The following is a 12748-nucleotide window of genomic DNA, read 5'->3' as shown; positions in this document are numbered from 1 at the left end:
TTTGCATAAATGAGCGCTTTCCATGGGATGCTCACTCATAAAGCTCGTTATTCCGGCATAGGATGAAGGCAGGGATTCGGGACAAGACGGGGTGAGCGGATTGAAAAGAAAGATGCCATTAAGTTTGCTGACGGCAATGATAGTATGCTTGTCGGCTGTGCTGCTAGCAGGAACATACGGACCTTTACAGCCGTTTATTCAAGCTGTCAAACCGCGTGCGACATCAATCACGGCACCGGTTCCGGTGAACGGTACGGTGGCTGAGGACCAATTGATGAAGTGGATTCAATCGCAAGCGACGAAGCATAACCAACCGCCGGTCAACGCCGTTATTGATCGGGTGTGGAAAGCGATTCCCGGCTACGACGGACGTGTTGTGGACGTGAAGGCGACTTACCTGAAAGCCAAATTATTCGGTTCCGTTCCAGGCGACGACAAAGGGTTCCCGTGGATATTTGACACGGTCAAGCCTAAGATCAGCTTGAGCGATTTGCCCGTACAACCTATTTATAGAGGGAATTCGGCCAAGCCGATGGTTTCCCTTATGATTAACGTAGCTTGGGGAGACGAATTTTTGCCGCTCATGCTCCAAACTTTGAAGGACAACGGCGTTAGAGCGACCTTTTTCTTCGATGGAACATGGTTAGCCAAAAATCTGGATACGGCCCAAAACATCATCGCCCAAGGCCATGAGGCTTCCAACCACGCGTATACCCATCCGGATATGAGCAAGCTTAGCTTAGCGAGGCAACGTGAGGAGATCGGCAAGACGGAAGCTTTGCTGAAAAAAATAGGCGTTAAGAACATTTGGTTCGCTCCGCCGTCCGGGGATTATAACGAGAATACGGTTAAGGCGGCATCGGAGCACGGGCTTAGGACGGTATTGTGGACATTGGACACGGTCGACTGGATGAAACCCGAGCCGTCAACGATTATCCAGAAAATAGATCGGAAAGTCGGACCGGGAACTTTGATCTTAATGCATCCTACTTCGTCCTCACAACGAGCTTTAAGCGGGATGATAAAGGTAATAAAAAACAAGGGGTATGAGCTAGGCACCGTGTCGGAAACGTTGTCATCGAATCGGGTTGAAGATAGGGATCGGTTGTGACAGATGTCGGAATTTGATATAGTGGTATCACTGTTCGTTAGGTATTCAGTAAAGGGGGAAATCGGATGAACAAGTACGTACTTAAGAACGGATTGCGCGTGATGATCGAATCTATTCCGACCTGCCGGTCGGTCTCGTTCGGTATCTGGGTCAAAACCGGTTCCCGTTATGAAGATTTGGATAACAACGGAATTTCCCACTTCATTGAACACATGCTGTTCAAGGGAACGAATCGCCACAGCGCGAAAGATATAGCCGATCGCTTCGATGGAATCGGGGGCAACGTGAACGCGTTCACGTCCAAAGAATATACGTGTTACTATGCCAAGGTATTGGATCAGCATTTGCCGATCGCGGTGGACATTTTATCGGATATGTTCTTCGAGTCGCAGATGGCGGAGTCCGAATTGGCCAAAGAGAAAAACGTTATTCTAGAAGAGATTTCGATGTACGAGGATACTCCGGACGATACCGTTCACGACCTGGCGGCCAGAGCGGCTTATCAAGATCACCCGTTGGCTTATTCCATCCTTGGAACGGCCGAACGGTTAAACGCGATGGGCCCGGATCACCTGCGTCAATATATGAGCGAGCGTTATCGGATCGATAATACGGTCATCAGCGTAGCGGGCAACGTCGGAGAAGAAGTGCTGGAGCTTCTTGAGCACCATTTTGGCCGCTTTGACGTCAGGGGCACGGATTCCGCGTTGGAAATCCCGACGTTTCATTCCCAATCCTTGTTCCATCGCAAGAAAACGGAACAAAATCATCTTTGTTTGACATTCCCTGGGTGCTCCATCAAAGCGCCTAATCTGTATGCGATGATTTTGTTGAACAATACGATCGGCGGAGGGATGAGTTCCCGGTTGTTCCAGGAAATCCGGGAGAAACGCGGGTTAGCTTATTCCGTTTACTCTTATCATACTTCATACGCGGACAGCGGCTTGTTCACGGTCTATGCAGGAACGGCCCCTAAACAAACGAAAGACGTTTATGATATTACGATGGAATTGCTGAATGATATCGCAGCAACCGGCTTAAGCGAAGCTGAGCTTTCGCGGGGCAAGGAGCAATTAAAAGGGAATCTGATTCTAAGCTTGGAGAGCACCAGCAGTCGTATGAACCGTCTAGGCAAAAACGAACTGATGCTTGGGCGACATTATACGTTGGATGAAATGCTGGATCGGATCGACCAAGTGAAATTGTCCGATCTAAGCGATATTATGGAATCGATGATGGCGCAGCCGTGTGCGGTTGCACTTGTAGGCGCGAACGAGAAGGTGCTGTCGGGAATCGGGAGGGAATTCATTGTATCCAATTCAGTTGAAGAGACTACCGGGGAATGAAGACGTAGCTTTGCCGCGTCAAATGTCGGAATGGGCGGCAGGATTTGATTTGCATGCTGCGGTAAGCGAGCCCTTCGTGCTTGCTCCGGGACAGAGAGCATTAATCCCTACAGGCTTCGCGATGGCAATGCCCCGCGAGCTTGAAGCGCAAATCAGGCCTCGGAGCGGCTTGGCATTCAAACACGGCATTACATGCTTGAACTCGCCGGGGACGATCGATGCAGACTATCGCGGAGAAGTGAAAGTGCTGCTCATCAATTTGGGTCAAGAGCCTTTTACGATCGAACGCGGCGAGCGCATCGCGCAGATGGTGTTCCAGCGGGTCCCCCAAGTTACTCTTGAAGAAGTATCCGAGCTGTCGGAAACCGTTCGCGGAGAAGGCGGCTTCGGCCACACGGGCAAGTAACGAATTGAGCACCTAACCCAGCTTAAGCTATGTGTTAGGTGCTCGTTTTATCGTTATCCCCGTCGTTCAGTCTCAGGTTTGCAATACTCGTCGAGCCTTTCCTATGACCACTATCCCATTCGCTCAGTTTTAAATGGCAGGTACTTCATAAACCCCTTATCACCGCTATCCCCATGGCTCAGTTCTGGATAGCTCGAACTCCGCACTCCGTTTATTTCCCTTATCGTCACTATCCCCACGACTCAGTGCATAGCAGCCCAAAATTTCCGGTTTCTCAGGTATTATCACTATCCCTCTTGCTCAGTCTCGGATCAACATACTCTGGTTTCCGCGTATCAGCGTACTCTGGTATCAGCGTACTCTGGTATCCTCGTCCTCTAATTTCTTCGTATCAACTTTTCCATTGCTTCTGTTGTAAGCGACAATATTCACTAATTCCTCTCGTGCAAGTCAAATAGACACCATCCAAAGCTAAGTGGGGAGGTAAAGAAGTAACGACTCGAAATGATTTTGGCTAACTTGCGTTTCTTAAATAATGAGCGTATTGCATTCGTAATTGGGGTTGAAGGTTAGGCTTGCTGATTAGCTGAGGGTATGTCATCGCTGATGTTGTAGTGCACAATCTAATGAGGTGGGAGAAGGCGTCACTTGTCTGAGCCGTTATTTTGCGAGTGATGTTGTAGCCGTAGCAATATTGGTCCAAGTAAACTTGCAGATGTTTTGCGCCAATCCCCTTGAAAACAGAATTGATCCATCTAGAAGCGGTTTGACTCATTCCGATAAGCTGTATGTTTCTATCTTTGCTGTATTTTTTGGTTACGGCAATCACTTCTATTGCTCGAGGATCGACATGTTTGCGGATAAAAGGATGTTTATTTAAAGGACAAGTGAATTGGGGGAATGAACATTCCTCGATGGCTTGTTTGATCTTAATATGGGTAAATTCACCTTGACCGTCCATGGAGGCTCCGATAAGCAGAGGCTGTTCTTGAGGATGTCTATATATCGTTGGATTATAAGGGCGGCCATATTGAGCAAAGTTAATGCGTACGATTCCTTTTAGCAGTTCATTTTGTTCTGCGTGAGCCATAGCGTGACGGATTTTGTGACAAATGAGCCAGGCTGTTTTGTAAGTGGTTCCGATAAGGTTCGCCAAATGAAGAGCGCAAATTCCTTCGGGAAATGAATGAAGGTATATAGCGAGCATCCACAACCTGACAGGGGTCCGGCTTCTTTCCATAATTGTACCGGAAGTGAGCGAGGTTTGTCTGCCGCACGAATTGCATTCATAAAGAGGCAACCTGCGAGTCGAAATCGCGAAAGCGTCTGGGCTTCCGCAGGAAGGGCAGAGGAAACCGGATGGCCATCGAATCACGACCAACTGTTGAATCCAGTACGACTCATTTGCATTTGAAAGGCATGAGGCTATTATTTCAGATCGTTCCATAAAACCCCTCCAACGGGAACAAATGTTCTTGTGTTTATTATACCAAACATATGTTCTATTTAAAGAAAAATATCTTTATTTTGTAAATGGAATAGGTCTGCAGAAGAAAGGTAATAGAAGAAATGCGAAGGACTGAGCGAATGGGATAATGGAGAAGAAATGAGGAGGCAGAGTCGGTCGAGTGGGGGGGATAGTATAAAATACGGAACATGGGATAGCGAGAGGGCTGGATGGCTGAGCGAAAGGGATAGTGAACATAGGAGTTATATGATGGCAAAGAAGGAGTGAAGTGGCTGATGTAGTTTAAATGGCTTAAGCGGATGGATGGCTGAGCGAAAGGGATAGTGGATATAAGGCAGATCAGATGGAGGAGAGTGATGCGAACGGCACGGTGTAACTGAGCGATAGGGATAATGGTGATTGGCACCCCGGACTGGGCGTATGCATACGATGTGCTATGCAAGAATGCCGAGAGGAGGGGGCTGCGATACTTACGGGAGTACAAATCGTTCTCGCGGGTGGAGATGCCCGGCAGTTGGAAGTGATTCGGCGGTTAACGGAGCTCGATGCCACGGTTACGATCGTTGGCTTCGATCGTTTGGATACGCCCTTTAGCGGCGTCGTTAAGGCGGAATGGTCTGCTGACATATTAAAGCAGGTGGATGCGTTGGTTTTGCCCGCGGTCGGAACGGATGACGAGGGGATTATTTCCACGCTGTTCACCGATCAGGAATTGAAGCTGACGGATGCCCATCTCGCGGAGATGCCCAAGACGAGCAAAGTCATTACGGGCATGGCGAAGCCGTACCTTAGAAAGCTATGCGAAAAGTATCACGTGGAGCTTATCGAGCTGTTCGAAAGAGATGACGTGGCGATCTATAACTCGATACCGACGGCTGAAGGCGCCTTGATGATGGCGATTCAGAATACCGATATCACGATTCACGGCTCGAATTGCATCGTTCTCGGTCTCGGAAGAACGGGGTTTACGATGGCAAGAACCTTGCAAGCGGTAGGCGCTCGCGTTAAAGTCGGAGTACGCCGGGACGAGGCTTTCGCACGTGCGTTCGAGATGGGCTTCGAGCCTTTCTATATGCCTGAATTAGCGCGTCAGGCGGGGAATATCGACTTGATTTTTAATACAATTCCGACTATGATAATCACAGCACAAGTGATCGCTCAACTTCCCCTGCGCGCATGTATTATCGACCTGGCCTCCAAGCCTGGCGGGACGGATTTCCGGTTCGCCGAGAAGAGAGGAATCAAGGCGCTGCTTGCTCCCGGATTGCCCGGGATCGTAGCTCCGAAGACAGCCGGTCGAATCATCGCGAACAGTCTTACCCAGATTATTCTGGAAGACAACCGATTACGGGGGAATAGACCATGAACTGGCAGGGAATCACCGTAGGCTACGCATTATCCGGTTCTCATTGCACTTTGGAAGAGATTTTGCCGCAAATTCAACGATTTGTGGACGCGGGTGCGAATGTGGTTCCTATCGTCTCGGCGACCATAATGACCACGGATACCCGATTCGGAACTTCGAACCACTGGCAAGAGAGCTTGCGTTCAATAACCGGCAATGAAATCATATCATCTATAGTAGACGCAGAGCCGCTTGGTCCTTCCAAGCTGTTGGATGTTTTGACGATAGCCCCTTGTACCGGCAATACCACGAGTAAATTGGCGAACGCCATGACGGATGGGCCTGTATTGATGGCGGCCAAGGCGCAAATGAGAAATCAACGACCGTTGGTTCTTGCCATCTCCACTAACGATGGATTAGGACTGAATGCGGCTAACATTGCCAAGCTGCTCATTATGAAGAATATTTACTTCGTGCCGTTCGGACAGGACAATCCGATTGCCAAGCCGAATTCGCTTGTCGCAAGAATGGATCTCGTAATGGAAACCTGCGAAGCCGCGCTTCAAGGGAAACAACTTCAACCTTTGCTCGTAGAGCGTTTCTTGCACGCTTGAGATAGACTTGCCACAACCGAGGGGAGTATCAGCAGATGTCGACACAGTTGTTTAATGTCGCCGTCGTGGGAGCGACCGGCGCCGTTGGGGAACAGATCCGCAGATTACTAGAAGAACGCGACTTCCCGATCGCAAGCTTGAAGCTGCTTTCGTCTGCCCGCTCAGCAGGATCGACGATCATTTTCAAAGGCAAACCGGTAACGGTCGAAGAAGCTGCGCCAGACAGCTTTCGCGGCGTAGATATCGCTTTGTTCAGCGCAGGCGGAGAGGTTAGTAAAGCTTTGATTCCGCACGCCGTGGAGCACGGCGCCGTTTGTATCGATAATACGAACGCTTACCGCATGGACCCGGAGACGCCGCTAGTCGTTCCGGAAGTCAACATCGACAAAATCAGCGATCACAGAGGCATTATCGCTAATCCCAATTGTTCTACGATCCAAATGGTTGCGGCACTTAAACCGATCTATGATCGTTTTGGCATTTCCCGCATCATCGTTTCAACATATCAAGCCGTTTCCGGCGCAGGCGCATCCGCGGTTAAGGAGATGCTAAGACAATCTTCAGAGGTGTTGTCCGGCAACGATTCCAATCCTGCTATCCTTCCGGTATCTTCGTTGCCGGTGAAACACCAAATCGCATTCAACGTCATCCCTCAAATCGATAAATTCCAAGAGAACGGGTTTACTCTCGAAGAGATGAAGATGATTCGCGAAACGCAAAAAATCTTGGACGACGATTCGCTCGAAGTTACCGCTACATGCGTTCGGGTACCGGTCGTATACGGTCATTCCGAATCCGTGTATGTAGAACTCAAGAACGACTTCGACATTGAAGAAATCAAAGCATTGCTTGCCGATGCTCCGGGAGTCGTGCTTGTGGATGATCCATCCGGGCAACGTTATCCGCTCGCAACGGATGCCGCCGGCAAAAACGAGGTGTTCGTAGGCCGGGTACGACGAGATCTATCGAACCCTCGCGGGTTGAACCTATGGATCGTCTCCGACAATCTGCTTAAGGGCGCGGCATGGAATGCGGTACAAATCGCCGAGTACATCGCGATTCCCCAGCAAGCATAACTTAATATTACATGCGGCAGAATTCCTATCTTTTCTTTCCTCACTACTCCATCCTGATAAGAGCGGAGGAAAACAAGATGGACCTGATCGTACAGAAATTCGGTGGGACGTCGCTGTCCGACGACCAAAGTCGGCGCCACGTCCTCCGTCATATTGTTCGAGAGCATGGAGCGGGAATCGGCCTTGTCGTTGTCGTTTCGGCAATGGGAAGAAGCGGCGAACCGTACGCAACGGATTCGTTGCTCAACCTTGTTCGCCATAACGGGAACGCTCTTCCGGCTAGGGAACGTGATCTGTTGCTCAGCTGCGGGGAGCTCATATCCGCGTCCGTATTATGCAGTATTCTTAACGCAGAAGGGATACCTTCCGTCGCCTTAACAGGAGGACAGGCTGGCATCGTAACGGACGACCGGTTCGGCGCTGCGCGTATTAAAGAAATCAAGACGGACCGGATTCAAAAGCATTTGTCGGACGGCCAAGTCGTCGTGATCACCGGGTTTCAAGGAATGACTTCGGATGGCGAGATGACTACTTTAGGCCGCGGAGGCAGCGATACGTCGGCAACGGCTCTCGGTGCGGCTTTGAACGCGGACATCGTGGATATTTATACCGACGTCGACGGGATATTAACCGCCGATCCGCGGTGGGTGAGCAATGCTCGCGCCTTGTCTGCCGTCAGTTACGAAGAGATATGCAACATGGCGCAGAACGGGGCAAAGGTTATCCATCCCCGTGCCGTTGAAATCGCGATGAAAGCGGGCATCCCGGTTCGGGTCCGCTCCACTTTCTCCGATGAAGAAGGAACGTTGGTCACGCACGCGCGAGCATTGCGCAGCCAAGGAATATGGTATGATAGAACCGTAACGGGTCTTGCGCATGTCAGCCAAGTCACTCAGTTAGGCGTCATGAATCGCAGCGGCCCCGCCGACGTTCAGCTGAGAGTATTTCGCGCTATGGCTTCCCACGGGATTAGCGTCGATTTTATAAACGTAATGCCGACTGGCGTGCATTATACGGTATCCGATAACGATACGCAGAACGCGATTCGATTGCTTCAAGAATTAGGGTTCGAGCCCCACATCCGCAGAGGGTGCGCTAAAGTGTCCGTAATCGGAGGCGGAATGAACGGAGAACCGGGAGTTATGGCGATCATCGTTGAAGCCTTGACGAACTCGGGAATTCCGATCCTGCAATCCGCGGATTCGAATACCACGATATGGGTGCTTATATCCGAGGAAGATTTGGCGAAAGCTCTGCAGGCCTTGCATACGGCTTTCGGGCTGCATCTTGCTCCGGCAACGGGAATTTAGAGGAGGACGAAGGAATGAGTTTCGGTCGTTTAATTACAGCAATGGTAACCCCTTTTGATGAACAACTGAACATTAACTGGGAGACGACGGGTCGATTGATCGATTATTTGATCGACGTACAAAAATCCGACAGCTTGGTTATCTCAGGGACGACAGGCGAATCTCCGACATTAACGGACGATGAAAAGGTAGAATTGTTCCGTTTCGCGGTCAAACACGCTGCGGGACGTTGCAAAATCATTGCCGGAACCGGCAGCAATGAAACCGCCCATTCCGTCCAATTGACTAAAAAAGCCGAAGAAGCCGGCGTCGACGGCGTCCTGCTCGTAACGCCGTATTACAATAGACCAACTCAAGAAGGCATCTACCAACATTTCCGCACCATCGCTGAAGCGACTTCGCTGCCGGTCATTTTGTACAACGTTCCATCCCGTACGGTAGTCAGCATGTCTTCGGAAACAACGCTGCGCCTGGCGCAAATTCCTAACATCGTTGCGACCAAAGAATGCGCTTCGCTTGGTCAAATGACGGAAATCATCAGCGGTGCTCCGGAAGGCTTTATTTTATATAGCGGGGATGATGCGGTTACTCTTCCGACATTGTCCGTTGGCGGATACGGAATCATTAGCGTCGCGAGCCATGTCGTCGGCGCGAAAATGAAACAACTGATCGAGGCTTATCTCGAAGGCCGCGTTCACGACGCGAAAACGATCAACGAAGAGTGCTACCCGTTCTTCAATGGACTGTTTAATTGTCCGCACCCCGTTCCGAATCCGGTTGCGGTGAAGTACGCGCTTACTTTGCGCGGCTTGCCTGTAGGCGGAGTACGCCTTCCATTGGTAGACGTGAACGAGGCGGAAGCAAGCTATTTGCAAAAACTGATCAATGTATAAATAGGAGTTTGTCGGTCGTTAGAAGCTGCGCTTTGCGAAAACCGATGTCCTCCGGGCATCGGTTTTTTGCGCGATCAGATGAACGTAAGTACACGGCGAAGCGCATCGTACTTACGCTCATCTGATCGTTCGATACATAGGTTTGCTCCTATCTTGACGACAGGGAATTCGTATAACTTGACAGGGAAAGATAATATCGTCGATCTTGTATTTCCTGAATTGCTTCATGTATAATGATTGAGAGTGATTGGGTGCGGCTAATATTTTTAGCAAATTGAAAATTTCATATCGATCGGGTGCGTCGAATGGATCTAGGAGGTACTAGGAGTGTCAAAGAAAAACAGCCAAGATAAATTACTGATTTTCGCGCTCGGTGGCGTTGGCGAAATCGGCAAAAACATGTACTGCGTCCAGTATGGAAACGACATCGTAGTCGTAGACGCTGGATTGAAATTCCCGGAAGAAGAGATGCTCGGAATCGACGTCGTTATCCCGGATATTGCCTATTTGTTGGAAAATCGCGACAAAGTGAAAGCTATTCTGCTTACGCACGGACACGAGGACCACATCGGAGGATTACCGTACGTCCTGAAGCAACTGAACATTCCGATCTACGGAACGAAGCTAACGCTAGGCTTGGTAGAGAACAAGCTTAAAGAGGCTGGATTGCTCGGCGATACGAAGAGAATTCTTATCACCGAAGATTCGGAGTTGACTTTCGGAACGATCAAAGCAAGCTTCTTCCGTACGAATCACAGCATTCCGGATTCCGTCGGCGTTTGCCTGGAAACACCGGAAGGAAATGTCGTGCATACGGGCGACTTCAAGTTCGACCATACGCCGGTAAACGACCAGTTCGCCGACCTTCAACGGATGGCGGAAATCGGAAGCCGCGGCGTACTTGCTCTTCTATCCGACAGCACCAACGCGGAACGCGCGGGTTACACGCCATCGGAGAGCAATATTGGCAGAGAGTTCGAATCGTTATTCCGGAGCGCGAAACAACGCGTAGTCGTTGCGACGTTTGCTTCCAACGTTCATCGGATTCAACAAGTCATTAACGCAGCAGCGGAAACGCGCCGCAAAATGACGGTAATCGGCCGTAGCATGGTCAACGTAGTGAACATTGCGTCCGAGCTCGGATACTTGAACATTCCGGAAGGAATGTTGATCGAGCCGGAAGAGGTGAACAAGCTTCCCGCGGACCGCGTCGTTATCCTATCGACCGGAAGCCAAGGCGAGCCGATGTCGGCACTTACGCGGATGGCACGTTCCACGCACCGGAAAGTCGACATTTTACCGGGGGATACGGTTATTATCGCGGCAACTCCGATTCCGGGGAATGAGCGGTATGTCGGACGTACCGTCGATGAGTTGATGCGTTTGGGTGCAAGCGTTATCTATGGTCCTGGCTCGGTGTCTGGAGTACACGTATCCGGTCACGGCAGCCAAGAGGAACTTAAGCTTATGCTTAACCTTATGCGTCCGGAATACTTCATTCCGATTCACGGCGAATACCGGATGCTTCGTCATCACGGATTGCTCGGCGAATCCGTAGGAATTCCGAAGGAAAACATTTTCCTGCTCGATATCGGGGACACTGTCGAAATTCAGAATGGCGCAGCACGCAAAGCAGGCAAAATTCCTTCCGGTAACGTACTTATCGACGGTCTTGGAGTCGGCGATGTAGGAAACATCGTACTTCGCGACCGTAAGCTTCTATCTCAAGACGGAATTTTAGTTGTCGTCGTTACGCTTAGCAAACAAGACGGAACGATCATGTCGGGTCCCGACATCATCTCTCGCGGTTTCGTGTACGTTCGTGAATCCGAAGGTCTGTTGGAAGAAGCTAACCGCATCGTGACTAGCACGTTGCACAAGCTGATGAACGAGAACGTAAACGAATGGGCGTCGCTCAAGACGAACGTCAAAGACGCGCTCGGACGTTTCTTATACGAACAAACAAGAAGAAGACCGATGATCTTGCCGATCATCATGGAAGTGTAGAAAGACTAACCCACACTCATTGAAAACCGTTTTCCGTCGCATATGCGGCTGGAAGACGGTTTTTTTTATCCAAATCGCCCATACTATGTCATGCTGCCAATCGACTAGGAGGACTCATCATGACCGACAAAACGAAATCGGGGGAAACGGCGGAACAGCCGACCCCTTCCGAAGAAGGACGTAAATCAGCCACCGCTGCGGATTCGATCGTGCAATTAGGCCAAACTTCGATTCCATCCGGAGAGAGCAATATTTTCTGTCTGACGATCATCGGACAGATCGAAGGGCATCTCATGCTTCCGCCGCAAAATAAAACGACGAAATACGAGCATGTCATTCCTCAGTTAGTCGCCGCCGAGCAGAATGCCAAGATTGAAGGACTCTTGATCGTGCTCAACACGGTCGGAGGAGACGTGGAAGCGGGGCTAGCGATCGCGGAGATGATCGCATCGTTAACGAAGCCTACGGTTACGATCGTGTTAGGGGGAGGGCATTCGATCGGAGTTCCGATTGCCGTGTCCGCGAACTACTCCTTGATTGCCGAAACCGCGACGATGACCATTCATCCGATACGGATGAACGGACTCGTTATCGGGGTGCCGCAAACGTTCGATTACTTGGAGAAAATGCAGGAAAGGGTAACCCGCTTCGTCACCAGGCATTCGCGAATTTCCGAGGAAGTATTTAAGCAGCTTATGTTTAAAACCGGAGAGCTGACGAGAGATATCGGTACGACGGTTATCGGAGGGGATGCCGTAAAACACGGGCTGATAAATGCCGTTGGAGGATTGGGAGATGCTTTGAAGGAATTGAATCGTCGAATCGGCGAGCGTAAAGCGAACGTCGCGGAAGGGGGGAGCAAGGCGTGACGATCTATACGGCGATGCCTATGGAGCTCGTGCTTGACGGGATACAAAACGAGCCGGGTCCTTTCGTCGAGGTGACGGTCCAAGGCGTGATGATGCAGCTGATCCCGATCGCTCCCGGCATGGGTAAGATCGTGCGGCTTCTCTCCGCGCCGCTGAATTGTTATCTGTCAACGGAGTATGCCCCCGGCCAAACGGTCTGTTATTATCCGACCCCGGAACTACGACAGGGGCAGGAACTTCCCGACTTTGGAATGTAGTCCCCGATAGTCTGCCAACCTCCCTTCAACTGTGATATAATGTTGA

General features: G+C 50.4%; 12 protein-coding genes. 11 read left to right on the top strand and 1 reads right to left on the bottom strand.

Annotated features, from left to right (window positions below):
• Nucleotides 1-91: 91 nt before the first annotated feature.
• The 3 genes from FPL14_RS02065 (at nucleotide 92) to dut (ending at nucleotide 2863) form a co-directional block, all read left to right on the top strand.
• Entirely contained in the window at nucleotides 92-1111 is a 1020-nt protein-coding gene (locus tag FPL14_RS02065) for a polysaccharide deacetylase family protein (protein WP_407644639.1), read from the top strand.
• Nucleotides 1112-1176: 65 nt separating this feature from the next.
• Nucleotides 1177-2457: a M16 family metallopeptidase gene (locus tag FPL14_RS02060; RefSeq protein WP_182301478.1), complete on the top strand. Its 1281-nt coding sequence runs from the start codon at nucleotides 1177-1179 to the stop codon at nucleotides 2455-2457.
• On the top strand, nucleotides 2420-2863 hold the full coding sequence (dut, locus tag FPL14_RS02055) for a dUTP diphosphatase (protein ID WP_182301477.1): 444 nt from the start codon (nucleotides 2420-2422) through the stop codon (nucleotides 2861-2863). Before FPL14_RS02060 ends, dut begins: the two co-directional genes overlap by 38 nt.
• Nucleotides 2864-3377: 514 nt before the next feature.
• Here dut and FPL14_RS02050 read toward each other — a convergent pair.
• Nucleotides 3378-4310, bottom strand: a complete 933-nt coding sequence (locus tag FPL14_RS02050) for a transposase (RefSeq protein WP_182301476.1) — start codon at nucleotides 4308-4310, stop codon at nucleotides 3378-3380.
• A 487-nt stretch (nucleotides 4311-4797) separates the two neighbouring features.
• On the opposite strand from FPL14_RS02050, the gene dpsA reads away from it, so the two are divergent.
• The 8 genes from dpsA (at nucleotide 4798) to FPL14_RS02010 (ending at nucleotide 12702) form a co-directional block, all read left to right on the top strand.
• Nucleotides 4798-5697 carry a dipicolinate synthase subunit DpsA gene (dpsA, locus tag FPL14_RS02045; RefSeq protein WP_182303810.1) on the top strand — a complete coding sequence of 300 codons (900 nt, stop codon included), beginning with the start codon at nucleotides 4798-4800 and terminating at the stop codon, nucleotides 5695-5697.
• On the top strand, nucleotides 5694-6290 hold the full coding sequence (locus tag FPL14_RS02040) for a dipicolinate synthase subunit B (protein ID WP_182301475.1): 597 nt from the start codon (nucleotides 5694-5696) through the stop codon (nucleotides 6288-6290). The genes dpsA and FPL14_RS02040 overlap by 4 nt, the downstream gene beginning before the upstream one ends.
• A 35-nt stretch (nucleotides 6291-6325) precedes the next feature.
• Nucleotides 6326-7366 carry an aspartate-semialdehyde dehydrogenase gene (locus FPL14_RS02035; protein ID WP_182301474.1) on the top strand — a complete coding sequence of 347 codons (1041 nt, stop codon included), beginning with the start codon at nucleotides 6326-6328 and terminating at the stop codon, nucleotides 7364-7366.
• Nucleotides 7367-7443: 77 nt separating this feature from the next.
• Nucleotides 7444-8676 (top strand): aspartate kinase, encoded by a 1233-nt coding sequence (dapG, locus tag FPL14_RS02030; RefSeq protein WP_182301473.1) that lies wholly within the window; start codon nucleotides 7444-7446, stop codon nucleotides 8674-8676.
• 14 nt (nucleotides 8677-8690) lie between these two features.
• Nucleotides 8691-9569 carry a 4-hydroxy-tetrahydrodipicolinate synthase gene (gene dapA / locus FPL14_RS02025; protein WP_182301471.1) on the top strand — a complete coding sequence of 293 codons (879 nt, stop codon included), beginning with the start codon at nucleotides 8691-8693 and terminating at the stop codon, nucleotides 9567-9569.
• A 327-nt stretch (nucleotides 9570-9896) separates the two neighbouring features.
• Nucleotides 9897-11576, top strand: a complete 1680-nt coding sequence (locus tag FPL14_RS02020; protein WP_182301469.1) for a ribonuclease J — start codon at nucleotides 9897-9899, stop codon at nucleotides 11574-11576.
• A gap of 119 nt (nucleotides 11577-11695) precedes the next feature.
• The gene (locus tag FPL14_RS02015; protein ID WP_182301467.1) at nucleotides 11696-12445 is read left to right on the top strand and encodes a ClpP family protease; all 750 of its coding nucleotides are present in this window, start codon (nucleotides 11696-11698) and stop codon (nucleotides 12443-12445) included.
• Nucleotides 12442-12702: a YlzJ-like family protein gene (locus FPL14_RS02010; RefSeq protein WP_182301465.1), complete on the top strand. Its 261-nt coding sequence runs from the start codon at nucleotides 12442-12444 to the stop codon at nucleotides 12700-12702. Before FPL14_RS02015 ends, FPL14_RS02010 begins: the two co-directional genes overlap by 4 nt.
• Nucleotides 12703-12748: the final 46 nt, after the last annotated feature.

This window comes from Cohnella cholangitidis (genome assembly GCF_014107495.1).
Classification (GTDB): domain Bacteria; phylum Bacillota; class Bacilli; order Paenibacillales; family Paenibacillaceae; genus Cohnella; species Cohnella cholangitidis.
This window is presented reverse-complemented; position numbering and strand designations above follow the sequence as displayed.

What these genes read in the sequence shown, in the direction of transcription:
- FPL14_RS02060 (WP_182301478.1), top strand. Translation starts at nt 1,177, where the DNA reads ATGAACAAGTACGTACTTAAGAACGGATTGCGCGTGATGATCGAATCT.
- FPL14_RS02050 (WP_182301476.1), bottom strand. Translation starts at nt 4,310, where the DNA reads ATGGAACGATCTGAAATAATAGCCTCATGCCTTTCAAATGCAAATGAG.
- FPL14_RS02040 (WP_182301475.1), top strand. Translation starts at nt 5,694, where the DNA reads ATGAACTGGCAGGGAATCACCGTAGGCTACGCATTATCCGGTTCTCAT.
- FPL14_RS02035 (WP_182301474.1), top strand. Translation starts at nt 6,326, where the DNA reads ATGTCGACACAGTTGTTTAATGTCGCCGTCGTGGGAGCGACCGGCGCC.
- dapG (WP_182301473.1), top strand. Translation starts at nt 7,444, where the DNA reads ATGGACCTGATCGTACAGAAATTCGGTGGGACGTCGCTGTCCGACGAC.
- dapA (WP_182301471.1), top strand. Translation starts at nt 8,691, where the DNA reads ATGAGTTTCGGTCGTTTAATTACAGCAATGGTAACCCCTTTTGATGAA.
- FPL14_RS02015 (WP_182301467.1), top strand. Translation starts at nt 11,696, where the DNA reads ATGACCGACAAAACGAAATCGGGGGAAACGGCGGAACAGCCGACCCCT.